Source organism: Bacillus sp. I-2 (genome assembly GCF_001974945.1).
Lineage (GTDB): Bacteria > Bacillota > Bacilli > Bacillales > Bacillaceae > Bacillus > Bacillus safensis.
This window is the reverse complement of sequence record NZ_LZRW01000032.1, coordinates 144986-171479: the sequence shown is the minus strand read 5'-3', so window position 1 is coordinate 171479 and position 26494 is coordinate 144986. Positions and strand designations below refer to the sequence as shown.

At 41.8% G+C, this 26494-nt stretch carries 26 protein-coding genes, 1 tRNA gene and 1 riboswitch; of the genes, 2 read left to right on the top strand and 25 right to left on the bottom strand.

Going from position 1 to position 26494, the window contains the following annotated elements; translation table 11 throughout:
* Nucleotides 1-237: 237 nt before the first annotated feature.
* From BAE31_RS09850 to BAE31_RS09790, 13 genes are all read right to left on the bottom strand, one after another.
* A complete protein-coding gene (locus BAE31_RS09850) occupies nucleotides 238-1182 on the bottom strand; it encodes a restriction endonuclease subunit S (protein WP_076840332.1) in 945 nt (314 codons plus the stop codon).
* A complete protein-coding gene (locus BAE31_RS09845; protein WP_076840331.1) occupies nucleotides 1169-3022 on the bottom strand; it encodes an HsdM family class I SAM-dependent methyltransferase in 1854 nt (617 codons plus the stop codon). The genes BAE31_RS09850 and BAE31_RS09845 overlap by 14 nt, the downstream gene beginning before the upstream one ends.
* Before the next feature lie 475 nt (nucleotides 3023-3497).
* Nucleotides 3498-3785, bottom strand: coding sequence for a hypothetical protein (locus BAE31_RS09840; protein WP_076840330.1), 288 nt, complete (start codon nucleotides 3783-3785; stop codon nucleotides 3498-3500).
* A 158-nt stretch (nucleotides 3786-3943) separates the two neighbouring features.
* Nucleotides 3944-4017, bottom strand: a tRNA-Arg gene (locus BAE31_RS09835).
* 120 nt (nucleotides 4018-4137) lie between these two features.
* Entirely contained in the window at nucleotides 4138-4662 is a 525-nt protein-coding gene (locus BAE31_RS09830) for a YfcE family phosphodiesterase (protein WP_076840329.1), read from the bottom strand.
* Nucleotides 4663-4676: 14 nt separating this feature from the next.
* Entirely contained in the window at nucleotides 4677-5279 is a 603-nt protein-coding gene (locus BAE31_RS09825) for an XTP/dITP diphosphatase (RefSeq protein ID WP_162860205.1), read from the bottom strand.
* Nucleotides 5280-5289: 10 nt separating this feature from the next.
* Nucleotides 5290-6018, bottom strand: a complete 729-nt coding sequence (gene rph / locus BAE31_RS09820) for a ribonuclease PH (protein ID WP_076840328.1) — start codon at nucleotides 6016-6018, stop codon at nucleotides 5290-5292.
* Between the two features lie 151 nt (nucleotides 6019-6169).
* Nucleotides 6170-7231 carry a GerMN domain-containing protein gene (locus tag BAE31_RS09815; protein WP_076840327.1) on the bottom strand — a complete coding sequence of 354 codons (1062 nt, stop codon included), beginning with the start codon at nucleotides 7229-7231 and terminating at the stop codon, nucleotides 6170-6172.
* 101 nt (nucleotides 7232-7332) lie between these two features.
* A complete protein-coding gene (racE, locus tag BAE31_RS09810; RefSeq protein WP_481747480.1) occupies nucleotides 7333-8151 on the bottom strand; it encodes a glutamate racemase in 819 nt (272 codons plus the stop codon).
* Between the two features lie 7 nt (nucleotides 8152-8158).
* Complete coding sequence (locus BAE31_RS09805; protein ID WP_076840325.1) at nucleotides 8159-8599, bottom strand: MarR family winged helix-turn-helix transcriptional regulator; 441 nt, start codon at nucleotides 8597-8599, stop codon at nucleotides 8159-8161.
* Between the two features lie 144 nt (nucleotides 8600-8743).
* The gene (gerE, locus tag BAE31_RS09800) at nucleotides 8744-8968 is read right to left on the bottom strand and encodes a spore germination transcription factor GerE (protein ID WP_003184172.1); all 225 of its coding nucleotides are present in this window, start codon (nucleotides 8966-8968) and stop codon (nucleotides 8744-8746) included.
* Nucleotides 8969-9173: 205 nt separating this feature from the next.
* Nucleotides 9174-10490: a CitMHS family transporter gene (locus BAE31_RS09795; protein ID WP_041107161.1), complete on the bottom strand. Its 1317-nt coding sequence runs from the start codon at nucleotides 10488-10490 to the stop codon at nucleotides 9174-9176.
* A gap of 153 nt (nucleotides 10491-10643) precedes the next feature.
* Entirely contained in the window at nucleotides 10644-11504 is an 861-nt protein-coding gene (locus BAE31_RS09790; protein ID WP_024423208.1) for a LysR family transcriptional regulator, read from the bottom strand.
* Between the two features lie 135 nt (nucleotides 11505-11639).
* Between BAE31_RS09790 and BAE31_RS09785 the strand changes: the two genes are divergently transcribed.
* Complete coding sequence (locus BAE31_RS09785) at nucleotides 11640-12770, top strand: 2-methylaconitate cis-trans isomerase PrpF family protein (protein WP_076840324.1); 1131 nt, start codon at nucleotides 11640-11642, stop codon at nucleotides 12768-12770.
* A gap of 27 nt (nucleotides 12771-12797) precedes the next feature.
* Here the strand turns inward: BAE31_RS09785 and BAE31_RS09780 are convergent, their stop codons facing one another.
* From BAE31_RS09780 to BAE31_RS09760, 5 genes are all read right to left on the bottom strand, one after another.
* Nucleotides 12798-13517 (bottom strand): biotin--[acetyl-CoA-carboxylase] ligase, encoded by a 720-nt coding sequence (locus BAE31_RS09780; RefSeq protein ID WP_076840323.1) that lies wholly within the window; start codon nucleotides 13515-13517, stop codon nucleotides 12798-12800.
* A 78-nt stretch (nucleotides 13518-13595) separates the two neighbouring features.
* Nucleotides 13596-14057 carry an acyl-CoA thioesterase gene (locus tag BAE31_RS09775; protein ID WP_076840322.1) on the bottom strand — a complete coding sequence of 154 codons (462 nt, stop codon included), beginning with the start codon at nucleotides 14055-14057 and terminating at the stop codon, nucleotides 13596-13598.
* A 121-nt stretch (nucleotides 14058-14178) separates the two neighbouring features.
* A complete protein-coding gene (sdhB, locus tag BAE31_RS09770; RefSeq protein ID WP_034279749.1) occupies nucleotides 14179-14943 on the bottom strand; it encodes a succinate dehydrogenase iron-sulfur subunit in 765 nt (254 codons plus the stop codon).
* Between the two features lies 1 nt (nucleotide 14944).
* Nucleotides 14945-16705: a succinate dehydrogenase flavoprotein subunit gene (sdhA, locus tag BAE31_RS09765; protein ID WP_024423212.1), complete on the bottom strand. Its 1761-nt coding sequence runs from the start codon at nucleotides 16703-16705 to the stop codon at nucleotides 14945-14947.
* A gap of 37 nt (nucleotides 16706-16742) precedes the next feature.
* Nucleotides 16743-17351, bottom strand: coding sequence for a succinate dehydrogenase cytochrome b558 subunit (locus BAE31_RS09760; RefSeq protein ID WP_024423213.1), 609 nt, complete (start codon nucleotides 17349-17351; stop codon nucleotides 16743-16745).
* Between the two features lie 283 nt (nucleotides 17352-17634).
* On the opposite strand from BAE31_RS09760, the gene BAE31_RS09755 reads away from it, so the two are divergent.
* Nucleotides 17635-18078 carry a YslB family protein gene (locus tag BAE31_RS09755; RefSeq protein ID WP_024423214.1) on the top strand — a complete coding sequence of 148 codons (444 nt, stop codon included), beginning with the start codon at nucleotides 17635-17637 and terminating at the stop codon, nucleotides 18076-18078.
* A 154-nt stretch (nucleotides 18079-18232) separates the two neighbouring features.
* Here BAE31_RS09755 and BAE31_RS09750 read toward each other — a convergent pair whose 3' ends face one another.
* The 7 genes from BAE31_RS09750 to BAE31_RS09720 form a co-directional block, all read right to left on the bottom strand.
* Nucleotides 18233-19468 carry an aspartate kinase gene (locus tag BAE31_RS09750; RefSeq protein WP_076840321.1) on the bottom strand — a complete coding sequence of 412 codons (1236 nt, stop codon included), beginning with the start codon at nucleotides 19466-19468 and terminating at the stop codon, nucleotides 18233-18235.
* Between the two features lie 133 nt (nucleotides 19469-19601).
* A riboswitch (Lysine riboswitch) is annotated at nucleotides 19602-19779 on the bottom strand.
* Between the two features lie 61 nt (nucleotides 19780-19840).
* A complete protein-coding gene (gene uvrC, locus BAE31_RS09745) occupies nucleotides 19841-21613 on the bottom strand; it encodes an excinuclease ABC subunit UvrC (protein ID WP_024423216.1) in 1773 nt (590 codons plus the stop codon).
* 139 nt (nucleotides 21614-21752) lie between these two features.
* On the bottom strand, nucleotides 21753-22067 hold the full coding sequence (gene trxA / locus BAE31_RS09740) for a thioredoxin (protein ID WP_007501629.1): 315 nt from the start codon (nucleotides 22065-22067) through the stop codon (nucleotides 21753-21755).
* A 246-nt stretch (nucleotides 22068-22313) separates the two neighbouring features.
* The gene (locus BAE31_RS09735; protein ID WP_076840320.1) at nucleotides 22314-23792 is read right to left on the bottom strand and encodes an alpha-N-arabinofuranosidase; all 1479 of its coding nucleotides are present in this window, start codon (nucleotides 23790-23792) and stop codon (nucleotides 22314-22316) included.
* A gap of 75 nt (nucleotides 23793-23867) precedes the next feature.
* The gene (locus BAE31_RS09730) at nucleotides 23868-24845 is read right to left on the bottom strand and encodes an electron transfer flavoprotein subunit alpha/FixB family protein (protein WP_073206874.1); all 978 of its coding nucleotides are present in this window, start codon (nucleotides 24843-24845) and stop codon (nucleotides 23868-23870) included.
* A 43-nt stretch (nucleotides 24846-24888) separates the two neighbouring features.
* A complete protein-coding gene (locus BAE31_RS09725; protein ID WP_024427173.1) occupies nucleotides 24889-25662 on the bottom strand; it encodes an electron transfer flavoprotein subunit beta/FixA family protein in 774 nt (257 codons plus the stop codon).
* Nucleotides 25663-25693: 31 nt separating this feature from the next.
* The gene (locus tag BAE31_RS09720) at nucleotides 25694-26473 is read right to left on the bottom strand and encodes an enoyl-CoA hydratase (RefSeq protein ID WP_039180497.1); all 780 of its coding nucleotides are present in this window, start codon (nucleotides 26471-26473) and stop codon (nucleotides 25694-25696) included.
* Nucleotides 26474-26494: the final 21 nt, after the last annotated feature.

Here is a 26494-nt window from a genome sequence, read left to right as displayed (position 1 = left end):
AACCTTCACGCGCTTTACGCCATCGGCTACCGAAACCACGGTGTGATGATGATTCACGTTGCAGGTCCATATAAAGGCTTTGATGTCTTATACTGCTGGCAAATATCCAATGGTATAAATACAGACAGAGGGTTACTAAAAATGGGCAAAGTCTTTATAAAATTTTCTAACCTATTTTACAAACAGTATAGGAAGGTATAAAAAAAGAGCCTGACAAAGATGTAGGCTCAATTATAATTATAAGGTTTTAGAATAAGGTAGGGATTTAATATACCTCTCCATGTATTCCCAATCAGGAGTACCATTTCCCTTAACTGGTAATTTCATTTTACTTACTTCCATTCTCTCTTTGTGCCACTTTCTACCATAGTTAAACCTATACTTTTCTTGTTTAATAATTGTAATAATAAACATGGCTATGTATGGATTAAGTTCAAACTTAGGGATTAGAACATTCACATCATCAGATGCCCAAAAAGGAGATGGCTGATAAAATGCTTCTCCAACACTCCCATTATAATTAACTGTAATTACATTCCCCTCATATAAGGGAGGCAAATCACAATACTCCCTAATGCCATTATTTGAGTCAATAGATGCAATAAATGGAGTATCACCTGATTTTAAATTGTTTTTAACTACCCTTTTACCTTTTTTTACATCAAAAATATCAGTGTAGAGAAATTCTTTCCATTGTTTATCTACTAATGACATTTCTTCTTTAACTAGGCTATCTTTGTATATGACAAAAGAGTCAAGATTAACTGATTGTACCCATTCAGGAACACTATCAGGAATAAGAATGTCCTTTAAAGTTCTATTTGCTTGTCTGCCATAGTTGTATCTATATTTGTTCTCCTTTATGGCAAGACAGTAAAATATCTTTTCCTTTAGAGACATTTCTATTTTAGGTCTTAGATAATATAAATCTCTACCTGAATAAAATGGGCTAGGTTGTACAAAAGTCTCAAGGACTGAGCCCCCACCTGATACTGTGATAAGTCCTGCCTCTAGAGGTTCAATACCCTCAATCTTTTCCACTATAGCTGATACTCCATTATTTTTAGCAGTCCTAGAAACAAAGTTTACAGTATTTTCCTCATGTTTTTCCTTAACAGTTAATTTGTTCAGCTCCATGTTTAAACCATATTTCACATCAAATAAATCACTAATTCTTATCATCTGTATCACCATTTAAAAGCTTAAATAACATATAATTCTTTAACTCATGCTCAAAGTCATCTTGACTAATATTTGAGTAGTCAGTTTCTAAATAAGCCTCTGCACACCATTCATCCTCCGCTGTTACCTTTTGCATAACACTAGCTCCAGGCTCTTCTCTCTTTGAAAAGTAGCTGTCTAGCCAACTATCTCTAAGGTCTTTCCAACTATTATAAAGGTCAGTTCTACCTAGATGTTTTGTTTTAATAAATCCATCATTCTTCCAATACCCAAACCATGTTTTATGGAACTCATTCTTATTGTGAGGTTGGTGAGCTTTAAAGACCATGATACAAGCTACAACACCTACTGGATGAAAGAGGTCATCAGGCATAGACATAACAGCCTCTAATGTATGTTCTTTTAATATAGTTTCTTTCATTGGATGAGGGGAAATAGCACAGTTTATAGGTACAATAGCTATACCTATGCCACCTTCTTTTAAACAGTTTAGCATGTGATAAACAAAGTCTAACTCATGTAACCCTTCCCCCTTCTGCGAATATGGAGGATTAATCATGCCCACATCTGCTTTTAACTTTTTGACCTCTTTTGTAATTGCCTCATCAAAACAACTACCTTGATATAAGTTTGCTTTGCCATCCCCTCTTAAAATCATGTTAGAGGCAGCTAGCGCAAACATGTTAGGTTGCTGTTCCACTCCAATGAGGCAAGTGGATTTAATATGGTCGATTTCTTCTTGAGTCTTAGACTTTCTCATCATTTCTGACATAGCAGATATTAGAAAGCCACCTGTACCACAACATGTGTCCAATACTTTGTTTGCAGATGATACTCCTGCAATCTTAGAGAATAAATCCGTTATATGTCTAGGAGTAAGTACAATACCAAGTGCTTTTTTATCCCCACCTGTGTACTTTAAAAACTCTCCATAAAATTGACCTATTACATCAAAGTTTTGATAGATTGTTATAAAGGGTCTAACCTTCTCATCTATATCTTGGACTAATCTATATAATGGGGTCTCATTAGTCTTTTTGTCTAATTTAGCTAACTCAGGGTGTACAGAAATGAAAGAGTAAGGCTGTATCATGTTTTGCTTTTTAGCTTTAGGTATTTGAGCATTTTCAACCTCTCTCCTAATTGCCTCATACATTTCTGTTGGAAGAATACCAAAAGGATAGTTCTGATAATTCACTGAGAAAGCAGGGTCTGATAAAGCAATTAATATACCACTTACAAGTAAGGGCTTTTCTGTTTCTGTTAATTTAGCATAATCTCTCATATAGTTATGTAATTCTCTTGAGAAAGTTAATAAATCCTCATACCTTTTCTTTTCAACATCAGGGTTATAACTAGCTAACTTGAAATACTCATCAAAAGTTAGAATTACATCAATCTCTACATTGTACTGATTAATTAAAACCTTAGGAGACTTTGTTTCTTTCGCCCATAAATATACTGATGTTTTTAGTTCTTTTTCATTTTGACCACTAACTGCAATAGAAATTACATTGTAAGCAGTTGATAAATTCTTTGCATAATGTAAGGCTCCATCTACTGCAAATTCTGCATACTTGTTATGTTCCTTGCTTTCATGTTTCTTAATGTCTGCCTTGCATTCAATTACAATTACTAAATCTTTGTTAAGGGAGGAATGGATTATAAATTCAGGTTTCCCTACCCCCTTACCATTCTTACTGGCTTTAGCCAAACAGTTTTTGATTGTTTTATTGTGACTAATTTGTTCCTCTACTTTTAGAAATTCATCATCAAAGTAGCCTAAATCCTTTAGTTTATCTCTAACAATATTTTCTGTAATCCTTTCATTCTTACTCAAAGTCTTGTCCCCCTAGAAATCCTTCTCAATATACTCAAACAGTTATAATTATACTATAGTTTTCTACAAATTCTTACCTATCAGGGCTAATTAATTTAAAAAGAGATAGCCTAAGCCATCTCCTTTGTTCCTTTATCTTGTTATACAGAGTCTTTCTGCAGAAACCTGTAATCTCTGGACTCTTATGATTTTTTAAGATTGACTGAGTAACTTACTTTCAAAATCAAAATGCCTTTCACAGAGTTGCCCCTTTGTATTAATCCTTACACCTGTTTTATACACGTGAGGACTGCCACAGCATCTCTTAGCCCTATAAAGGTATTTAGTAACAAAGACAACAAAACCTCCACATTAGCCTTTTTAGCCCCTTTTTTGACCTTCTTATCAACTCCATGCCAAACTTAGAGTTATAACATCCATTATTAAAACATTTGCCCGAAATTTCTTTAAGTCATTTTAGCCTTGTCAGCTTAGTCTAATTGGATACCTGCATGGAATCAAGGCATTTCACATTGGCAACTTTTCTAAAACGAGCTATATACCTAATGTAGTCTGTAATTGTCCTATCTCTGTAGCCACTTACCCTCATCTTCTGGATAATAATTTCCATTGCACTATATAAGTCTCTGCCATTTTTCTTTCTTGATGAGACTGTTCCTAATTCTGTTGAGATTAAGAGCTTATCATGTGCCTCTGTTTCCTTACTTTGTTTAAACAGGTTAATATCTACCTCTACCTCAAAGATACCTTTTTTCTTTGTCATACTGTTACCTCCTAATAAAAATAATTTGGAGGCAGTAGAACAATGCAAAGATATTGTAGGGAGAAAAAAAGGATGCTAACACAGTGTTATAATCTGTGTTAGCATCCTTTATCTGTCCAAAACCCTGTCATATGAAGGGCTATGTATACTTTACATGACGTCCCAGGAGAGATTCGAACTCCCGACCGACGGCTTAGAAGGCCGTTGCTCTATCCTGCTGAGCTACTGGGACATGTTGTTATGTAGTGTGCTTTGGCGTATTACCTCAGCGACAAGATTTATTATATTACTATTGTTCTTTAAAGTCAACGGTTTTTCGAAAGTTTTTTCATAAGGGGCTAATGCTGCACCCTTATGAAATACCTTCCAATGTGACTGTGTTTTCGAGGTCTTGTATGGCAAGACCTTCGTCCGTGAAAAACTGTACGTTTGCTTCGCTTCCATCTAGTGTCAGTATAGCATAGCTGCGCTCTTTTCGCACTCTTGGCAAGTGCACGCTGCCTGGATTAATGAGCAGTTTTCCTCTTAGCAGTTCACTGCCTGGAATGTGCGAGTGGCCAAAGCAGATAATGTCTGCGCCCAGCTCTTCTGCACGGTAGTAGACTTGAAGTAAGGATTGTTTGATGCCATGCAGATGTCCGTGAGTGAGAAATAGTTTTCCGCCTCCATCAAGTGGGAGCAGGAGCTCTTCTTCAAAATCGCCCATAAAGTCACAATTTCCTTTGACGACTTTGTATCCTTCGAGTGCTGGGTGGTTCGTTTCGAGTTCTGAATCTCCGCAGTGAATCATCATGTCAACTTCAGCCGCATGCCGATTGGCAATGGTTTGAAGTTCGTCTGTGAGTCCATGACTGTCACTAATGATGAGTATCTTCATGGCTTCATTCCCCCTTATTCATTTGCGTCTAGCAGTGATGAAAGCTTTTGAAGCGCGACCGCTCGATGGCTGATCTTGTTTTTCTCCTCTGGTGATAACTCGGCCATCGTCTGGTCTTTGTCTTTGACGATGAAAATTGGGTCGTATCCGAAGCCGTTTTCGCCGATTGGTTTTTCTGCGATGAAGCCTTCTACTGATCCTTCTACCGTCTTTGTTTCTTTTCCCGGTATGCTGACAGCAAGGGCACATCTGAATCTGGCTGTGCGGTCTTCTTTTTCAATGCCTTGAAGTTCGCTCAGTACTTTTTCCACATTCTCCGCATCGTCTTTATGCTCACCAGCGTATCTCGCTGAATACACGCCAGGTTTTCCGCCCAGATAATCAATGGACAGACCGGAATCGTCTGCAATGACCATTTCACCTGCTTTGGCTTGAATGGCCTCGGCTTTGATGATGGCATTTTCTTCGAAGGTTTGTCCTGTTTCTTCAATTTCTTCAGTAAAGCCAATGTCTGCTAGTGTTTTGACCGTGAATCCTTTTGGCTCAAGAATGGCTTTGAATTCTTTCGCTTTGCCCGCATTGTGCGTTGCAATGATGGCTGTTTTCATCCTGATCAAACCCTTCTCTTTATTCGATGACTTTTCCTGTTACTGCTTTTTGCTTTTCAATTAATTCTTTGATGCCCTTTTCGGCTAAATCAAGCAGTCCGTTTAGCTGTTCTCTTGAGAATGTCGCTTCTTCGCCTGTTCCTTGAAGTTCAACAAAGCGACCAGCGCCTGTCATAATGACATTCATATCTACTTCAGCAGAAGAATCTTCTTCATAGTTTAAATCTAACAGAAGTCCTTGCTGAGAATCAATTCCGACGGATATCGCCGCTAAATAATCAGTAATCGGGTTTTCTTTGATAACTCCTTCAGCTCGTAGCTTTTGAATCGCGAGTGTCATGGCAACAAAAGCACCTGTGATCGACGCTGTACGTGTGCCTCCGTCTGCTTGAATGACATCACAATCAATCCAAATGGTGCGTTCGCCAAGCTTTTCTAAGTCAACGACTGCACGGAGTGCTCGTCCAATTAAACGCTGAATCTCCATAGTACGTCCTGTGACTTTTCCTTTAGATGATTCTCTTATTGTTCTTTGTGCAGTTGCTCTTGGAAGCATGCTATATTCTGCTGTGATCCAGCCTTTTCCTTCTCCTCTTAAAAAAGGAGGTACACGGTCTTCGATCGATGCATTACAAATCACCTTCGTATTTCCCGCTGAGATTAAGACAGAGCCTTCTGGATGCGTGATGTAGCCTGCCTCTATTTCAATTTTTCTCAATTCGTCATATTGTCTTTCATCTAATCTCATGTTTTACCTCCGTTACGATATACATTCCTCGCGAGTGCCAGCGGGGTTCTCCTACTAACTTTGACAACCTCAGCTCGTTCTAATCGCTTGGAATAAAAAAGAGGCAGCGAATATGCATGCCTCTTTTTCTCCATTATATCAATGTGTGACGTTAAAAACTACCTGTATTCACTTGTTCTGGTCGTGAAACCGGCTTTGTGAGCTCTGCTCCTTTTTCGTTCACAAGCTCAGCCTTGCCGTTCACCTTGACAGATACGCTTTTGACGTCCGGCAGCTCGGTTAATGTGAGCACAATGCTATCAAGAACTTTTTGTGAAATGACCTTTTTCTTTTCATCTGCACTGCCAAAAATGGATTCGTTGAAATCAAGTGTCACATGGCCATCTTTTACTTTTGGTACATCATTCAGCTTCACATCCTGATCGAAGTCTGTAAGCAGATGGCTTTTTTTGCTTGGTCCAGAGACGAGCTCATCAATCGCTGCTGTAATCGGATCATCCTCGTCTTTTGGCGCTCTTGTGGTCACCGGAACATAGTACGTCTGTTCATCAGATTCAGCTAAATAGTACACCGTCACTGGCTTTGTCGCTGTCATATCAGCAGCAGCCTCGTGCTGGATATTAATACCGTCTTCTCTGCCTAAATCATCTGAGATAGGTGTACCGTTCACTGGCATTTCTTTTAGTTCATGTCCATTCATCTTCAATTTGACTTTGGCTATGGAATCAAACTGAGTTAACGTCCAAGTGACAGATTGCAAAATGCGCTGCTCGTCTTCTTTTTTATAGTTTTTAAATTCATTTGAAAAATCGACAACCGCCGTTCCGTCTTTAATATCGACAGATACCCTCGTGTCCGCTGGCAGCACTGCTCTGAAGCCATTCGGCATTAAGTTAGAAATAGGTCCCCCATCCACGAGATATTCAAGGGTTTGTTTGGCACTTCCTTCATTTTTCGGCAGCGGAATAGATTGAGATACGACATACCCGTTTTTATCAATTAAATATAATTCTCTCATCACCGTATCTGCCTGCTTCTCTTCTTTTCCTTCTTTGGCTGTTTGTTTATCTTCTTTATTTTCTTTCACATATGTGACGTTTTGTGGTGGATCAATCTCTGTTTTCGCTTGGTCTGTTTGAAACAATCCGCATCCTGACAAAAGCATGGCTGACGCGATACACGTAACAGCTGCTGTAGATCCTTTTTTCAGCATACTTCACCCTCCTCTAGTAGTTTGTACTACTATGTATACGAGCTCCCCCAGAGGATTAGACCCTTTTCATAAAAAAATAACCCACTTCAAATAGAAGGGGGTTATTGCTGATAGATGTGTTCAAGTGACACGGTTTCGACCTTCCCTGGCAGGTAGCCAAACCAGTCACGAGCGATGTTTTGAAAATTTTGCTGCTGCCCTGTTGTGTAAAATGTATGGACAGGTGCTTCTTTAGAGGTATTTAACAGCCCTTTATATGAAAGAATCGTACTTGCTTCTCTCGCTGTCTCATCCCCTGATGAAATGATGCTGACATCACTGCCCATAAAGCGCTGAATCGGTTCTTTTAAAATTGGATAATGTGTGCAGCCAAGAATAAGTGTATCAATTCCTGTTTCTTTTATCGGTTCAAGGGAATCTTTCACCACTGCCTCTGCTGTCTGATCTAAAAACGTACCGCTTTCCACAAATGGGACAAGGAGCGGACACGCCAGACTTTGAACTGTTAGACCTGCTTTTAATGACAGCAGCGCTTCTTTGTATGCCTCGCTTTTGATCGTATTGACTGTGCCAATAACGCCGATATGCTGATTGTTTGTCACCTTGATCGCTGTACGGGCGCCAGGCTGAATGACGCCAATAACCGGAATATCAAGCGTTGCTTTAATTTCATCCAGTGCGATCGCCGTTGCTGTGTTGCATGCAATGACGAGCATTTTAATATGGTGGTGTTTTAATAAGTAGTGCGCCATTTCCCACGTATATTGAAGAACTTCTTCTTCTTTCCGCGGGCCATATGGACATCGTTTTGTATCGCCTACATAAATGATTTTTTCTTTTGGCAGTTGTCTCATGATTTCCTTTGCAACGGTTAAACCGCCGACGCCGGAATCAATGACGCCGATTGGTTGATCCAACAAAATCGCCTCATTTTCTTTTCATTTGCTGCTGTAGTTTCGTTAAGGATTGGTTGAAAACGATGGCTTCTTCTTCTGAGAAAGCCTCTAGAAGTTCACTGACGTATTCTTGGCGTTTAGCAATCACTTCTTGAATGATCCGCTCGCCTTCAGGCAATAAATGAATGCGAACCACGCGGCGGTCAGATGGATCTTTCACCCGTTCGACAAGTTCACTTTTTTCCATTCTATCAATTAAATCAGTGGTTGTACTGCAAGCCAAGTACATCTTTTGTGACAGCTCGCCTATGGTCATATCTCCGAATTCATAAAGCCACTGAAGCCCAATGAATTGTGGAGGTGTAATCGTATATTGATTCAGGATTTCTCTGCCTTTTTGCTTAATAATTGCGGCAATGTGACGCAATGATTTTTCAATGTCTGCAACATGGCCTGATTCATTCGTTTCCATTTTATTGATACCTCACTATAGCATCTCACTTTGATTAAAACGTACATGTCTATTTTCCTCGTTTTTCAAAGAAAATGCAAGAAGAATGGAAACCATATAGAAATAACCGGTTCCTTCCCGATATGGAAGGAAAACCGGCTGACTTTAGAGCTCTAGCTCACCCATACGCAGAAGCTCGACTACAGCCTGTGAACGGCCTTTGACTCCTAGCTTTTGCATGGCATTCGAAATATGATTTCGAACAGTCTTTTCGCTAATAAAAAGCTCGCTTGCAATTTCTTTTGTTGTTTTATCTTGGACGAGCAATTCGAATACTTCTCTTTCTCTTTTGGTTAATAGCGGCTTGGATTGAAACTCTTTCTCCTTCAAGTATTGTAACCCTCCTTGCTAAGGTGAGAGCTCTAGTCTCTATAGAATGGGATTCTGTATAGTCGAGATATCATATGCCGGGTGCCTGAGGTAGGTGACGTTAAAATCAAGAAATCCCGCATATCAGCGTCCAATTTCTGCGCTTTCCTCCACGCAAAAAAGGACGAGTCTCTTCCCCGAGACATCGCCTTTTTTTGCGTGGTATTTAAAAGATTGAAATGGCGCCTGTTAACAATGCAATAAGTGTTGTAAAAAGGGCAGTTAACACGGTCCATAGCAGTGCATATTTTTGCAAATCACCAATATCTTTGTTCAGCATACTGACAAGCAGCAGTGTTGAAGCTACAAGCGGACTCAGTAAGTGGACAGGCTGCCCTATGATAGAGGCACGTGCAATTTCCACCGGATCAATCCCGTAAGCTGCGCCAGCTTCAGCCAAGATTGGCAGTACTCCGAAATAGTAAGCATCGTTTGAAAGCACAAATGTAAATGGCATACTCGTCAAAGCCACAATCAGCGGGAAAAATGAGCTGTAGGAATCCGGAATCATGTAAATGACCAAATTGGCAATGGACTCAACCATTTTTGTTCCAGAAAAGATCCCTGTGAAAATCCCTGCTGCAAATACAAGTGTGATAACCGTTAATGCGTTGCCTGCATGAGATAAAATTCGCTCGCGCTGATCTTCAACCTTTGGATAGTTGATCATCAGAGCGATGACAAATCCAATTAAGAAGAGTACAGGAATTGGTATGATATCCATGACGAGTGTGACCATGACAGCAACTGTAAGGAAGAAGTTAATCCAAATCAGATTCGGTCTCTTGATATCGGCTACTCCATCTTCAATTGACGCAGCCAATTCTGGAGAAATAGATACCTCTTCTTTGTGCTGAATTTCTGCAATCCCAATCCGTTTTCTTTCTTTTTTCCCAAGTACATAAGCAGTAAAAAGTATAAAAAGACCGCCTCCAACCATCGTTGGGAGTAATGGAATGAAAAATTCGCCTGCATCTAATCCAAGCGCTGCGATTGCACGAGTAGCCGGGCCGCCCCATGGCGTCATTCCGCTCATAATTCCTAATGATAATAATGAAATTGTTCCTAAAATTAATGGGTTCATCCCAATTCTTAAGAAAAGTGGCAGCATAGCTGATACGGTAATCATGTACGTTGTTGTTCCGTCACCATCTAATGCAACAAGCATAGACAAAATCGCTACCCCAAAAGCAATTTTGACAGGATCACCTTTTACAATACGTAGAATGAGTTTAATCAGAGGATCAAACAATCCAGCATCCAGCATGACACCGAAGAATAAAATCGCAAATAACAATAAAGCAGCTGATGGTGCAACAGTTTTCAGTCCATCAAGCATCATGTCCCCTAACCCTTTGTTAAAGCCGCCGATCAATGCAAATATGATAGGTACAACGGTTAGAGCCACCACCGGATGCATACGTTTTGTCATAATGAGAAATGTAAATGTCAAGACCATCAAGATCCCTAAAATAGCTAGCACTTTATATCCCTCCATCCTCTTCTTTACATGATCTGCAAGCGCCCCCTTGCACTTGCGATCTATATGTTAGCGCTTTCTATTTCAAGGATATAATAGCTTTTTTTATAATGAAAATATCGATTTTTTCGTATATTCAATAAATTTTTTTTATAATCAACCTTGCTGATTTCTTAAAAACTCAATGAACGCTTTCACAACAGACAAATGAAGTGAGTCTGGCTGGTACATGAGCCATGTATCTCTTAAAACAGGTTGTCCATCTTTATACGAAAGTCCTTTTACAAATAACTCATCACTTGGTCTGAGGCAAATTTCTGGGACAATGGCATAGCCTAAACCATGCTTCACCATCTCTTTTGATGTATCCTGACGGTCTGTCTCCATCGTGACAAGCGGAGGCATTGTGAATGTTTCCTGCCACCATCTGTTAATCAGCCGTTTTAATGAACTGTCTGTATGATAGTCAATGAGCGGCAGATTCGGGAGATCCTTTAGCTGAATTTCTGATTTTGAAATAATGCAAAGACGCTCTTTATCGAGCAAAAAACGCTCTCCATTCCAGTCATAATCACCTCTTAAAATCCCTAAATGCACACTTGATGTTCCTAATAAATCCATTACCTTTGTGCTCCAGCCTGTGTTGACCATAAATTGAACATGTGGATACTGCTTAGAAAATTCTTTTAATATTTCTGGCAGTTTATACTGGGCAAAGTTACTTGAGACCCCTAACCTGATCGTTCCTTTGACCTTTTTTTGCATATTGAGCATGCCATCTTTCGTTTGCTGCAGCTGTTTGAGCATGTCATTTGCGTATTTAGCCAAGTATTCGCCCTCTGATGTAAATTCAATTCCTCGTTTTCTTTTAAAGAAAAGCTTCATATCAAACTCCTCTTCAAGCTGTTTCAATCGATAGCTTAAGGCAGGCTGAGAGACAAATAATTTTTCTGCCGCTTTTGTGATGTTCTTTTCTTCATAAAGCACCTTTAAAAACCGCCAATCTTTTTCATCCATTGTATGCCCTCCTTTTTTACTGATTATAAAATATTTTTATTGATTCCTCTTAAAATAATGTATTTAACTTATTCCTTATTATACTTTACCATTTTGGTTAGATAAACAGTTCATTAAAAATTGAGGGTGAGAGTCATGAGAAAAGTTCCAATCACAATCATGCGAGGCGGTACAAGCAAAGGAGTATTCATTCACGCAAACAATGCACCATATGAACACGATGAGCTCGAGGCATTTCTATTAGACATTATGGGCAGCCCTGACCGGCTGCAGGTCGATGGAATCGGCGGCGGTAATTCTTTAACAAGCAAAGTGGCCATTATCGATAAAGCCACACGCCCGGATGTGGATGTGAACTATACATTTGCACAAGTCAGCATTAATGAGAGATATGTCGACTTTAAAGGAAACTGCGGGAACATCTCATCAGCCGTTGGGCCGTATGCGATCATTAAAGGACTTGTTCAAGCAGTTGAGCCCATTACGACTGTACGTATCCTCAATACCAATACAAATAAAGTCATCACGGCAGAGGTCGAAGTCGAAAATGGAGAAGTAAAATTTGAAGGACAGGCAGAAATTCCAGGCGTAAAAGGAACCGGTTCTCCCATTTATTTATCCTTTGAGAAACCTGAAGGCGCTGTCACAGGTAAAACCTTTCCGACTGGAAACAAAATGGATACGATTCAAACAAAGTTTGGGGAGATTCCAATCTCGATCGTTGACATTGCAAATCCGATTGCCTTTATTCGTGCCAAAGATATTCAATTAAAAGGAACTGAATTGCCTGAAGAGTTTACAGACGAATTACTCGATGATTTAGAAGAAATTCGTTCTCTCGCTGCTGAAATGTGTCACTTTGCACCAAAAAAAATGGCCACATTACAGTCTCCAGCTGTTCCAAAGCTTGCGCTCATTAGCGAGCCTGCTGATTATGTAGATACAAATGGAATCTTGAGACGAGCAGCAGATATGGACATCATCGTTCGTATGCTATCGATGCAACGACCGCACCAAGCACTTGCCATTACCGGCTCTGTTTGCGTGACAGCCAGCTGTTTCTTGGATGAAACGCTTCCTTCTCAGCTGTTTCAAGGTCAAGGTGACACCCTTCGTATTGGGCATCCTGCTGGGATTATGCAAACGGAAATTGACATCTCTCAAAACAGAGTCAAAGTTATTCGAACTGCAAGAGAAATTCTAGACGGAGTTGTCTTTACAAAACAAGACTATGTGATTCAGCCCCATATTAAAAGAGAAGCTTAAAGCAGACGAGAATATCGTCTGCTTTTTTTAATGCTGAAGCGGTGCATCGATATCTCCGGCAGAATGAGCTTTTATCTGTCCTTTCTCATCTTTTAGCTGGAGATGACCGTAGCGATTGACTCCGCAGCAAATGCCCTCTTCCCATGTTTGTTTTTCACGATCTAACGAGATTCGCAGCGGTTTATGAAGACGATATAACCGTTTGTTATAGAGGGAAGTGAGTGCTTCAAACCCTTCATTCTTCCAGCGTGTATGATATTTTTCAAAAGCGGCGGCAAGTTCCTTCACAAGCTGATCGGCTTTTACCTCTGTAAGTTCTGATAGGCAAATGGTTTTGTACGGAACATGCTCCGGCTTTGTCTTCACATTGATGCCAACCCCGATATAAATGGCGTTACGGTCCGCTTCAATCAATGTGCCAGATACCTTTGCTTCATTGATGAGAATATCATTTGGCCATTTAATCGCCAGCTGATCCTCAGCCCTGATGAGAGGTTTGAGTACATCGTAGATCGCTAGTGCCGTCAGCGGAGCGATCGTTGACTGGGTGGAGAGTTCTTCTGGCGGCAAAACTGTCATGGTCAAAGCGACATTCCCTGCAGGCGTTTCCCACGGTCTGCCTAGCCTGCCTCTTCCTGCTGTCTGCTGATGTGCATAGACAGCAAATGAAGGTTTTTCTCCTTGCTGAATGAGCCTTTTCGCTTCATTATTTGTACTATCAATGGTGTCATATTGAAAAATCTTCATGTGTTCTCCTTTTGTTCTTCTTAATATGGTCTTTTTATTATAACAAAATGAAGCTTACACGATGATGAGGGCTGCATGCTACCCATTTCGTTGAGCTTGAAATGTCTCTTTTTCTTCCTCTGTAAATGGGACAGGTGCGCCTGTTTCTTTATTAATTTGCACCATGGTGACCGAGCCTGTAAAGCATGGTTCCTGCTGCTCGTTTTCTCCTAAATAATGAAGGGTGAGTGAGCTTGATCCGACTTTTTCCGGCTTTACATACACACGAAGCCGCTCCCCAATCTCCACCTGTTTGATGTAATCACATTGCAGGTTTGCCACGACTGTAATCGTCTCTCTCACACGTTTCATTCGTTTATCCACAATTCCCGTTTTTTGAAAAAAGGCTATCCTTGCTTCTTCAAAATATACAAAAGGGGTGACATTGTTCATATGGCCGAACATATCCGTTTCTGAAAAACGGACAGTCGTTTCGACATAAAATCGAAAGGATGCTCTCCATCCTTCAAACGGTTCCTCAATATATGACGGAAGTCTCACTTCATCATCTCCTTATTCATCAATAAACGCCTCTCCCATATTGGAAGAGGCGTTTATTTTGTGTTCCATCCAGCCTCTTGTAAACACTCATCATGATTGGCAAAGAGGACTGAATGTGATGTTATTCTGCGTGATCGCTTCCGAAGAAGTTACGGAAAGCTTGTAATGTTGTATCTCGGTTAAGTGCTGCAATTGATGTTGTCAGCGGGATTCCTTTCGGACAAGCCTGCACACAGTTTTGAGAGTTCCCACAGTTCGCAAGACCGCCGTCACCCATAATTTCTTCTAGACGGTCAGACTTATTCATCGCACCTGTCGGATGTGCGTTAAATAGACGAACTTGTGAAAGCGGTGCAGGGCCCATAAAGGAAGACTTATCATTCACGTTTGGACAAGCTTCAAGGCAGACACCACATGTCATACATTTAGAAAGCTCATACGCCCATTGACGTTTTTTCTCAGGCATTCTTGGTCCAGGTCCAAGATCATATGTGCCATCGATCGGCACCCATGCTTTTACTTTTTTCAAGGAGTTGAACATGCGGCTTCTATCAACCTGCAAGTCTCTCACGACCGGGAATGTCTTCATCGGCTGAAGACGGATCGGCTGATCTAACTTGTCAATCAAGGCTGTACATGACTGGCGCGGTTTTCCATTAATGACCATGGAACAAGCTCCGCACACCTCTTCAAGACAGTTCATGTCCCAGTTGATCGCCGTTGTTTTTTCACCTTGTTTATTGACCGGGTTACGTCTAATTTCCATGAGTGCGGAAATGACGTTCATATTTGGGCGGTAAGGGATTTCGAATTCTTCATCATAAGGCTTTCCATCTGCAGTATCTTGACGTGTGATAATGAATTGAATTGTGTTTTTTTCACTCATCTTATTTCTCCACCTTTTTCTTCGAGTAATCTCGTTTACGAGGTGCAATTAACGATACATCGACGTCCTCATAGTGGAATGCAGGCTTTTGATTTTTCCCTTTGAACGTAGCCATCGTTGTTTTAAGGAATTCTTCATCGTTTCTTTCTGGGAATTCCGGTTTATAGTGTGCGCCTCGGCTTTCATTCCGGTTATATGCCCCGATCGTAATGACTCTTGCCAGCTGTAGCATGTTGTCAAGCTGACGTGTGAAGGCAGCGCCTTGGTTGCTCCATGATGCGGTATCATTGATGTTGATCTTCTTGTAGCGCTCCATTAGTTCTTCGATCTTCTGATCTGTTTTTAAGAGTTTGTCATTGTAACGAACCACTGTAACGTTATCCGTCATCCATTCTCCAAGCTCTTTATGAAGCACGTATGCATTTTCAGTACCATCCATGCTGAGGATGTTGTCCCATTTCTCCTGCTCTTTCTTCACAGCGCTGTCAAATAGTGCAGAAGAAAGGTCTTCCGCAGATTTTTCAAGACCGTTAATGTACTTCACCGCATTTGGTCCAGCGACCATTCCGCCGTAAATCGCAGAAAGAAGTGAGTTTGCACCAAGTCTGTTTCCGCCGTGCATTGAGTAATCACATTCTCCGGCAGCGAACAGACCTTTGATATTCGTCATTTGATCATAATCGACCCATAATCCGCCCATTGAGTAATGAACAGCTGGGAAGATTTTCATCGGCAGCTTACGCGGGTCGTCACCCATGAATTTTTCATAGATTTCAATGATTCCGCCAAGCTTAATATCAAGCTCTTTTGGATCTTTGTGAGAAAGATCCAGATATACCATGTTCTCTCCGTTGATGCCAAGCTTTTGCTCGACACATACGTCAAAGATTTCACGCGTTGCAATGTCACGCGGTACAAGGTTCCCATATGCTGGGTATTTTTCTTCAAGGAAGTACCAAGGCTTCCCGTCTTTATATGTCCAAACACGTCCGCCCTCACCACGAGCTGATTCACTCATAAGACGAAGCTTGTCATCTCCTGGAATCGCTGTCGGGTGAATTTGAATGAATTCTCCATTTGCATAATGCGCACCTTGCTGATAGACGATAGATGCAGCAGATCCAGTGTTAATCATGGAGTTTGTTGATTTACCGAACACAATTCCAGGACCGCCTGTTGCCATGATGACTGCATCTGAACGGAAGGATTCAATTTCCATTGTCGTCAAGTTCTGCGCGACAATCCCGCGGCACACTTCCTCGTCATCTAAAACGGCGCCAAGGAATTCCCAGCCTTCATATTTCGTGACAAGTCCTGCTACTTCATAGCGGCGAACCTGCTCATCCAGTGCGTATAATAGCTGCTGGCCTGTTGTAGCTCCAGCAAACGCTGTACGGTGGTGCTGTGTTCCCCCGAAGCGGCGGAAGTCCAATAATCCCTCTGGTGTTCTATTAAACATAACACCCATACGATCAAGTAAATGGATAATGGACGGCGCTGCTTCACACATTGCCTTTACTGGCGGCTGGTTGGCTAAGAAATCTCCGCCGTATACCGTGTCATCAAAATGCTCATAAGGTGAATCCCCTTCACCTTTTGTATTAACCGCTCCGTTGATTCCGCCCTGTGCACATACAGAATGCGAACGTTTCACAGGTACGATTGAAAATAGTTGAACAGCTGTTCCCGCTTCTGCTGCTTTAATAGTTGCCATGAGACCAGCTAAGCCGCCTCCGACAACGATGATGCTAGAATTACTCATTGTAGCCCCTCTCCCTCTTCTACTAATCTATTTCCTCTTAAACAAAAGCGAAAATTGCTCTTAGCCCTACATATGAAAGCGCTATAAATATACCTAATGTCACATATGTGGAGATTCGTTGTGAGCGTGGTGAAACGGTAATTCCCCAGCTGACAGCAAATGACCACAAGCCATTAGCAAAGTGGAAAATAGTAGATAAAACGCCGACAATATAGAAGCCTAGCATAAATGGAGAGCTTAAAATATTCGCCATCATGTCATAGTTGACTTCAGCTCCAAGCTGAGCTTGAATTCGTGTTTCCCATACGTGCCAAGAGACAAAAATCAATGTGATAATACCTGAAATCCTTTGCAATCTGAACAGCCAGTTTCTTAAGTAACTGAAGCGAGACGTGTTGTTTTGTGCCGTAAAGGCTATGTACACCCCATAAACAGCATGATAGATCAGTGGTAAGAAAATCACGAACAGCTCAAGTGCATATCTGAAAGGAAGCTGTTCCATAAAGTGTGCAGCTTTGTTAAACGCCTCTGGTCCATTTGTCGCAAAGTGGTTAACCACTAAGTGCTGTATTAAAAATAGACCGACCGGAATGACGCCAAGCAAAGAATGCAATCTCCGATAAAAAAATTCTTTGTTCCCCGACATTACTTTACCCCCTAGTAAAAAAAGTGCAATTGCTTGAAAATTGTCTTACCCCCGCTTCTTTCAATTGTAAGCACTTTATTCAAATTTATTGACAATTTCATTTTACTCCTATGTCAAAAAAGCGTCAAGAAACCGCGTACATAAATTAAAATTTTCCGAAATTTAAAAGTTTTAAATCAAAATTCGTTTTACTACAATAAGAATTTCTTAGACTTCAGGGAAAACTCTGTCATCATATGCCCACATAAGCTATAATAAATTGTTGAAAGAGGGGAGCCGTACAATGAATAAATTCGAATCTAACTTAGAACAGCTAAAAGAAATTGAAGTCAATGGATTTGCCTACGAGCTGATACGCGAAGTTCTGCTGCCAGATATTCTTGGTCAGGACCATTCATCTATGATGTATTTTGCGGGTAAACTGCTTGCTCGTAAATTTCCTCAAGAGTCATGGGAGAAGATCCCCGAATTTTTCCATGATGCCGGATGGGGGACTCTCACGATGGTCCATTCGAAAAAACAGGAAATTGAGTTTGAGCTCGAAGGTCCACTAGTATCCAATCGACTCACCTATCAAAAGGAGCCATGCTTTCAGATGGAAGCGGGTTTTATTGCTGAACAAATTCAGCTTCTGAATGAGCACGTGGCTGAATCCTATGAACAAGTGAAAAAGCGTGCTGAGAAAGTCATTTTAACCGTTAAATGGGATTTAAGAGACCCTAGCTAATACTCTTGATAAAAGGCGCGGACTTCAGGTCACGCCTTTTTTATATGTCTACATCTATCATAGCATACTTAATGAATGGGTTTACGCCCGTTTCAGCCGTTTCCATATAGAAAAAAGAGGCGACCCTCTTTCATGAGATCACCTCTTTACCTTTTTAAGAATGAGCAGCGGCGCTCACCTTTGATAAATCAAACGCATCATGCAGCGCTTCAACCGCTTTGACCATATCATCACGGCCAACCACCGTTGAGACTTTGATTTCAGACGTACTGACCATTTTCACTTGAATGTCTTTTTGCGCTAACACAGCAAACATTTCAGCGGCTACGCCTGGATTTGAGACCATTCCAGATCCCACAATGGATACTTTCGCTAATTTGCTTTCTGTCTCAATCTGCTCGTAGCCAAGCGCCCCTTTATATTCTTCTAATACTTCAACTGTTTTGGACAAATCATCCGTTTTGACAGAGAAAGAGATCGATGTCTGGTTGGTGCTTGTGACAGACTGAATGATGATATCAACATTGATATTCTGTTTCGCAAGCGTCGTAAAAATGGTCGATAATGTTGTTAAACCGCTTGAAAGCCCGCACACTGTGACACGTGTAATCTGATCTTCAAATGCAATGCCTCTGACGACTAAATTTTGTTCCATGGATGATTCCTCCTCAATTAACGTACCCGATTCATTTTCAATACTAGAACGGACTTCTAGCGGGACTTGATAATTTTTCGCAAATTCAACAGCTCTTGGATGCAGGACCCCAGCTCCTAGATTAGCCAGCTCAAGCATCTCATCGTATGAAATGCCTGCAAGTTTCCGCGCAGATGATACATAACGCGGATCTGTCGTAAACACTCCTGGTACATCTGTGTATATATCACATTTATCAGCTTTTAGTGCGGCAGCCAGTGCCACAGCTGTTGTATCTGATCCGCCGCGGCCAAGAGTTGTGATATGTAAGTCATCTGCAATTCCTTGGAAACCTGCCACAACAACGACTTTCCCCGCACTTAATTCCTCTTTTATTCTTGATTCATCAATGTCCACGATTCTTGCATTTCCGTGTACATGCTCTGTTTTCATACCAGCCTGCCAGCCTGTAAAGGAAATGGCATCATAACCTCTTCTTTGGAGTGCCATCGCTAATAATGATATGGTCACCTGCTCACCAGTTGCGAGCAGCATATCCATCTCTCTTTTGCTTGGATCGTCTGTGAGTTCTTTCGCTAGGTCTACTAGAACATCCGTTGATTTGCCCATCGCTGATACAACCACAACCACATCATGCCCTGCCTCGCGTTCAGCGATCACTCTCTCTGCGGCATTGCGAATTTTTTCTGTTGACCCAACGGAAGTTCCGCCAAATTTTTGTACAATTAGTCCCATGTCTACCACCCTTTTTCAAAAGTTCACGTGTGAGAGAAGAGGCAGCTTTGGAGACTGTCCGCTCACTGCAAATAAAAAAGCAATGAGAGAACAAATCTCCCATTGCTTTAAAATCATCATTAAACGATGCAAACAATGAGATAGCCCTCCAAGAAATCAATTCTTGACAGCCCTACATTTCTTCAATGTACAGCCAGCGAATAAAATGAGTGGATTTTATTCACTTCGGCGACGCTCCCCTTTCAGCCCTCTTCTTAGATCCCATCGATCTCCGAAGGCTTACTCTTGAAGTTCGCACCTCTATCTTCAACAAACAACACGTTCATTTATTAAATTAGTCACATCTTAACAGACTTTTGGTAAAAGTACAATCTATTTTTTTAATGCTTCCATTAAAAGTTCAGCCGTCTGTTTCGGAATGCCAGCCTCCTGAAAGTCTTGGATAGAGGCTTCTTTCATCTTTTTCACAGAGCCAAAATGTTTGAGGAGCTGCTTTTTACGCTTTTCTCCGATACCTGGTACATCGTCTAAAATAGACTGGAATGCATTTTTTCCGCGCAGTTGCCGGTGAAAGCTAATGGCGAACCGGTGCACTTCATCTTGAATGCGTTGCAATAAGTAAAAGGCCTGGCTATTCCGCTCCAGCGCAACAATTTCAAGTGTATCTCCCATCATGAGATTTGAAGTCCGGTGTTTTTCATCTTTTACAAGACCTGCGACCGGGACAGACAGATTCAATTCATTTTCAAGCACATCGATGGCTGCGTTGATCTGTCCTTTTCCTCCGTCAATTAAAATTAAATCTGGTAGCGGCAGTTCATCCTTTAACACGCGGGTATATCGTCTTCTAATGACTTCACGCATGGATGCATAATCATCTGGCCCTGAGACGGTTTTTATTTTGTATTTTCGGTATTCCTTTTTATAGGGTTTCCCGTCCTGAAAGACGACCATGGCAGAAACCGGGTCTGCTCCTTGAATATTTGAGTTATCAAATGCCTCGATTCTGTATGGCATATAAATATTAAGCGCATCCCCGAGCTGCTTCACCGCACCAATTGTCCGCTCTTCATCACGCTCAATGAGCGAAAATTTTTCTTTTAAGGCGATTTTGGCATTTTGATGCGCAAGTAAAAGCAGATCCTTTTTCTTTCCTTTTTTCGGCTGGTGAACGTTCGTCTCAAGCAATTGCTCAATCATCTCTTGATCAACACTGTCCGGAACCAGAATTTCCTTCGGCAGAAAATGGTTGTTCTTTTCATAAAATTGCCCCATGAACGTGAGGAACTCCTCTTCAGGGTCCTGATACATCGGAAACAGGCTCACGTCACGTTCAATCAATTTCCCCTGTCTGATAAAGAAGACTTGGACACACATCCAGCCTTTATCATAGGCATAGGCAAAGACATCTCGATCTGATAAATCACTCATCGTCATTTTCTGTTTTTCCATCGTTGAGTCGATATATGCGATTTGGTCTCTCAGTTCTTTTGCCCGTTCAAACTCTAAATTTTCAGCAGCTTCCTGCATCTTTTCGGTGAGTTCTTTTTTGATTTGCTGATGTCCCCCGTTTAGAAACCTTGTGATTTCGTCCACGAGCTGCTTATTCGTTTCCTCGGAAATGTCATACACACATGGCGCAAGACATTGTCCAAGATGATAATAAAGACAGACGCGGTCAGGAAGGGTGGCGCATTTTCTCAGTGGATATAAGCGGTCGAGCAGCTTTTTTGTTTCTCGAGCTGCTTGTACGTTTGGATATGGACCGAAATATTTCCCTTTGTCCTTTTTTACATTGCGGGTGACGATCAGCTTAGGGTGGCGTTCATTCGTAATTTTTATAAAAGGATATGTCTTGTCATCCTTGAGCATGACATTGTATTTTGGGTCATATTTTTTAATTAAATTCAGCTCTAAAATAAGCGCCTCGATATTAGAAGAGGTGACAATGTATTCAAAGTCTTCAATTTCACTGACAAGCCGCTGCGTTTTGGCGTCATGTGATCCAGTGAAATAAGAGCGCACCCTGTTTTTTAAAACCTTTGCCTTTCCTACATAAATGATCGTATTTTGTCTATCTTTCATTAAGTAACAGCCTGGTTGATCCGGCAGGACTGACAGCTTTTCTTTGATTAGTTTGTTCATATTTTCATCCGTCCTTGTTTTCCTCTTTCACTCCTTCTAGTGTATCACGAACATTTGTTTTATACCATGTTGAAAGAAAAGCGGCTCTCGTCTTTACGAGAACCGCTTCAATGATTATGCCGCTTGGACATAGATCGGTTTATAGATGTTTGTTGACAAGCTCAGCAAGTGCTTCTTTTGGTTTGAAACCAACAGAAGTTTCTACAACTTCACCGTCTTTTAAAACAAGAAGTGTTGGGATACTCATAACGCCGTATTTACCAGCAGTTTCTTGGTTATCGTCTACATCAATTTTTACAATTTTCATTTTGTCGCCCATTTCTTGATCAAGTTCTTCAAGAACTGGAGCAATCATTTTACAAGGTCCACACCATGGTGCCCAAAAGTCTGCAAGAACAACACCTTCTGCAGTTTCTTGTGAAAATGTTGCGTCAGTAGCTTTTACGATTGCCATTATTCATTCCTCCAATGTAAATTATGCTTTTTAGTATAGCATCTACCAATGTGACTTGCGAATGAAATGCTTACGAATCATTTTTTAGGAAATGAATTAAAAAACAAACCGTATAATCGCACCAATAACAACAATCGCACCGATGATCATTAGAATGGTTCTAAGCATATGACATGACACCCTTTCCGCTTCATTTACAATGTATGATGCCCCAACATTCTTCTCATCAAACATCGAAATATGCAATTAAGCGAGGTCGACAGTTATCATGACCACTGACATTGGCGGCAGCTCCACCGTTAATTCGCCGGACTTTACAGTCATTTGCTGAAAGTCTTTTGGCTGAACAGAATGAGGTTCATCGAATGTATTATGGGCATTCATGCGATCGGCCGTCAGCACACGTCCAGTGACTTTCGTTTGTTCATCAATCCCTGCAATGGCAAGGGATATCTCTGTTTGTTCATGCGGATTCAGGTGACAGTAGCTAATATGCATCTTCCCTGATGAACGTGAGGCTGACACACTGACCTGAGGAATTTTTTCACCTCTTCGTTCATACGGGGGTAAAACGAACTCTACTTCAAGCGCTTCTTCCTCTTGATGCACTTGAAACATGTGAAATACATGATACGTAGGCGTCAGAAGCATCTTTTCGTCCTTTGTTAATACCATCGCTTGCAGCACATTGACCGTCTGAGCAATATTTGCCATATGAATCCGCTCGCAATGGCGATGAAAAATATGAAAATGGAGGCCGGCCACAAGGGCGTCTCTTAGTGTGTTTTGCTGATATAAAAACCCAGGATTTGTCCCTGGCTCTGGGTCATACCATGTCCCCCATTCATCAATAATCATCCCGATTCGCTTGTCTGGGTCATAACGATCCATGATTTCTCCATGGTCTTCGACAAGCCGTTCCATCTCATAGGCCTTTTTCAGCGTGATAAACCATTCATCTTCATCAAATTCAGTCGCTGACCCCTTTTTCTCCCATGTACCAGGTACGGTGTAATAATGTAAACTGAGCCCATCCATCCACGGTGCAGCCTGCTCCATCAATACTTTCGTCCAATTCACGTCATTAGAGTTCGCGCCGCAGGCGATTTTATAAATACGCTGCCCTGCAAATTCTCTTACGTACGTTTGATAGCGTTTATATAAATCTGCATAGTATTCAGGCGTCATATTCCCGCCGCAGCCCCAGCTTTCATTGCCTACACCAACATAGGTCAGCTTCCAAGGCTCTTGTTTTCCATTTTGAATGCGCCAGTCTGACATAGGTGTCCCATTTGGAAATGTCATGTATTCGACCCAATCGGCTAATTCTTGAACAGACCCGCTTCCCACATTGCCGCAAATATAAGGCTCACATTCAAGCAGCTCACACAATGTCATAAATTCATGCGTACCAAATGCATTGGATTCAACCGTACCACCCCAATGGGTATTGACCATCGGCTTTCGTTCACTGAGATCACCTACACCATTTGCCCAGTGGTACTCGTCTGCGAAACAGCCTCCCGGCCACCTCAGCACCGGAATATGTAATGCTTGAAGGGCCTTCAGCACATCGGTACGAATTCCCTCAATATGATCAATCTCTGAGTCTTTTCCTACCCATATCCCGTCATAAATCCCTCTTCCTAAATGCTCCTGAAAGTGCCCATAAATGTGTTTAGAAATGCGTCCGATCACGTCATTGACTTTGACTGTCCCCTTCACTTGTCAACCGCTCCTTTTCTGCTTGATCACATACAAAAAAACCCAGAATACCTAGGCATTCTGAGTGTATGAGCGTTACGAGTGGATATTCATCTTTTTTAACTCTTCATTCAAAAGCGGTACCACTTCAAACAAGTCACCGACGATTCCGTAATCGGCGATTTTGAAGATTTCCGCTTCTGGATCTTTGTTGATCGCCACAATGACTTTACTGTTAGACATTCCCGCTAAATGCTGAATCGCTCCTGATATCCCGCATGCAATATAAAGGTCTGGTGTGACGACTTTTCCCGTTTGACCAATTTGCAGGGCATAATCACAGTAGTCGGCGTCACAGGCGCCGCGCGAGGCTCCGACTGCTGCCCCCAGCGTTTCAGCGAGTTCATTCAGCGGTTCAAAGCCTTCCTTGCTCTTAACCCCGCGCCCTCCAGCGACAATGACCTTTGCTTCTGATAAATCTACACCTTCTGACGTTTTTTTAATGACTTCCTTCACGATCGTCCGAAGGTTCTGAATATCGACAGAAACCGGCGTGACTTCTCCGCCTCGTGACGCATCACGCTCAAGTGGTGCCACGTTATTTGGCCGGATGGTTGCTAGAAGCAGGCGGTCTGTCGAAATGACTTTTTCGAAGGCTTTTCCAGAGTAAATCGGTCTAGTGAAAACAAGATGTTCGCCGGTAACGCTTACATCGATCGCATCTGAAATCAAGCCAGTCTGCAGACGTGCGGCTATTTTCGGCGACAAGTCTTTTCCGATCGATGTATGGCCAAAGAGCACAGCATCCGGATCAACCTGATCTAATATGGCTTGAAGTGCCTGCGCAAAACCATCTGACGTATAATATGAAAGGTGCGGATGCTCCACAATCATGACATGATCCGCTCCATAGTAAAGCAGTTCATCTGCTAGGTCTTTGACGTCATCCCCTATTAACACGCCAATGACCTCACCGCCATCTGCCACTTTATGAGCGGCAGCAATGGCTTCAAATGTCACATTTCTTAATTTACCGTCACGACTTTCTCCAAGTACAACAACTTTTTTACTCATCTTTAAGCTCCCCCTTGTTCTCGTGATATCGTAAAGTGGATGTTTAGATGACTTTTGCTTCATTTCTGAGTAGATCTGTCAGTTCTTTGACTTGATCCTGAAGCTCGCCGCTCAGCACCTTGCCACCCTCTTTTTTCTCCGGTAAGAAACGTTCAATTGTTTTGATTTTATATGGTACATCGTCTTCATCCAGATCTAAATCATCAAGTTCCAATTCTTCTAAAGGCTTTTTCTTTGCCTTCATAATACCTGGTAATGATGGATAGCGAGGCTCATTGAGTCCTTGCTGAGCTGTGACGACAAGCGGGAGTTCGGCAGAAATGACTTCCACATCCCCCTCTGCATCTCGTTCAATCGATACAGAGCCGCCGTCAATTTGAATACTTGTTATCGTTGTTACATATGAAAAGCCAAGTAATTCAGCAAGACGCGGGGCTACCTGTCCAGAGCCGCCGTCAATTGCTACATTCCCTGCTAAGATCAAGGAAGCCTCTTTGTCTTTTAAATAGTGATAAAGAATGGTAGAAGCTGAATATTGGTCCCACTCTTCTAAGTCATCTTCCACATTTAATAAGACGGCCCTGTCACAGCCCATAGCAAGAGCTGTTCTCAGCTGTTTCTCCGCATCCTCACCGCCAACTGTCACAACGGTCACTTCTCCCCCGTGCTCATCGCGAAGCTGAATGGCTTCTTCAATGGCATACTCGTCATAAGGATTAATAATGAACTCTGCTCCATCTTCTTGAATTGCACCAGACTGAATCGAAATTTTCTCTTCCGTGTCAAACGTACGCTTCATCAAAACAAATATATTCATTTATTTCTCCCCCTTGTGTCGTACTTATCCCTTATTCCCCTTTAAAGTTCGGTTTGCGCTTTTCGATAAAGGCCTGGATGCCTTCTTTGGCGTCATTTGATTGGAAAACCTCACCAAACTTTTTGGCTTCCAGCTTCATTCCGCCGTCATATGAATACAATTTTGTTGCGTTCAATAAATCAAGCACGTATTCAAGTGATTTAGGGCTTTTTGCGGCAAATTTCCCCGCAAGTGTTTTGGCCGCTTCCAGCGCTTCTTCCTCTGTTTCTGCCAGCTTTGTAACAAGGCCGCACGCAAATGCTTCTTCACCTGTAATCGGTTCAGCTGTTCCCATCATTTCAAGCGCTTTAGCAGAACCAACGTAGCGCGGGAGACGCTGCGTGCCGCCGAATCCTGGAATAATGCCAAGATTTAGTTCTGGCAGTCCAAGCTTTGCATCTTTTGTTGCGATTCGGATATCACAAGACATGGCAAGCTCAAGGCCCCCGCCTAATGCTGCTCCGTGAATCGAGGCAATGACTGGCTTTGGACACTGTTCAATCCGTTCAAAGACTTGCTGTCCTCTATCAGCGAGGCTTGCATAATCAGACTCTTCCTGTAAAGTGGTAAATTCTTTAATATCAGCACCTGCTGAGAAGAATCTGCCTTCTCCATGGATCACAATCGCTCTTACTTCTTCATTCTGTTCGAGCTCATCGAACATGTCATTAAGCTCAGTGAGCAGCTGAGAGGATAAGGCATTTGCAGGCGGGTTCTGAATCGTGATGAGCGCTGTCTGTCCTTCATGATGTAAGCTAAGTATTTTTTCCATGTCAATCATCCTTTTTCACAT

Bases quoted from the DNA above. Each gene is read 5' to 3' on its own strand.
- uvrC (WP_024423216.1), bottom strand. From the start codon at position 21,613: ATGAACAAACTAATCAAAGAAAAGCTGTCAGTCCTGCCGGATCAACCA.
- BAE31_RS09720 (WP_039180497.1), bottom strand. From the start codon at position 26,473: ATGGAAAAAATACTTAGCTTACATCATGAAGGACAGACAGCGCTCATC.
- BAE31_RS09850 (WP_076840332.1), bottom strand. From the start codon at position 1,182: ATGATAAGAATTAGTGATTTATTTGATGTGAAATATGGTTTAAACATG.
- sdhA (WP_024423212.1), bottom strand. From the start codon at position 16,705: ATGAGTAATTCTAGCATCATCGTTGTCGGAGGCGGCTTAGCTGGTCTC.
- BAE31_RS09805 (WP_076840325.1), bottom strand. From the start codon at position 8,599: ATGGAAACGAATGAATCAGGCCATGTTGCAGACATTGAAAAATCATTG.
- BAE31_RS09830 (WP_076840329.1), bottom strand. From the start codon at position 4,662: ATGAAGATACTCATCATTAGTGACAGTCATGGACTCACAGACGAACTT.
- trxA (WP_007501629.1), bottom strand. From the start codon at position 22,067: ATGGCAATCGTAAAAGCTACTGACGCAACATTTTCACAAGAAACTGCA.
- BAE31_RS09725 (WP_024427173.1), bottom strand. From the start codon at position 25,662: ATGAATATATTTGTTTTGATGAAGCGTACGTTTGACACGGAAGAGAAA.
- BAE31_RS09790 (WP_024423208.1), bottom strand. From the start codon at position 11,504: ATGGATGAAAAAGATTGGCGGTTTTTAAAGGTGCTTTATGAAGAAAAG.
- BAE31_RS09755 (WP_024423214.1), top strand. From the start codon at position 17,635: ATGAATAAATTCGAATCTAACTTAGAACAGCTAAAAGAAATTGAAGTC.
- BAE31_RS09815 (WP_076840327.1), bottom strand. From the start codon at position 7,231: ATGCTGAAAAAAGGATCTACAGCAGCTGTTACGTGTATCGCGTCAGCC.
- BAE31_RS09750 (WP_076840321.1), bottom strand. From the start codon at position 19,468: ATGGGACTAATTGTACAAAAATTTGGCGGAACTTCCGTTGGGTCAACA.
- BAE31_RS09840 (WP_076840330.1), bottom strand. From the start codon at position 3,785: ATGACAAAGAAAAAAGGTATCTTTGAGGTAGAGGTAGATATTAACCTG.
- BAE31_RS09780 (WP_076840323.1), bottom strand. From the start codon at position 13,517: ATGAAGATTTTTCAATATGACACCATTGATAGTACAAATAATGAAGCG.
- sdhB (WP_034279749.1), bottom strand. From the start codon at position 14,943: ATGAGTGAAAAAAACACAATTCAATTCATTATCACACGTCAAGATACT.
- BAE31_RS09785 (WP_076840324.1), top strand. From the start codon at position 11,640: ATGAGAAAAGTTCCAATCACAATCATGCGAGGCGGTACAAGCAAAGGA.
- BAE31_RS09730 (WP_073206874.1), bottom strand. From the start codon at position 24,845: ATGAGTAAAAAAGTTGTTGTACTTGGAGAAAGTCGTGACGGTAAATTA.
- BAE31_RS09760 (WP_024423213.1), bottom strand. From the start codon at position 17,351: ATGTCGGGGAACAAAGAATTTTTTTATCGGAGATTGCATTCTTTGCTT.
- rph (WP_076840328.1), bottom strand. From the start codon at position 6,018: ATGAGATTAGATGAAAGACAATATGACGAATTGAGAAAAATTGAAATA.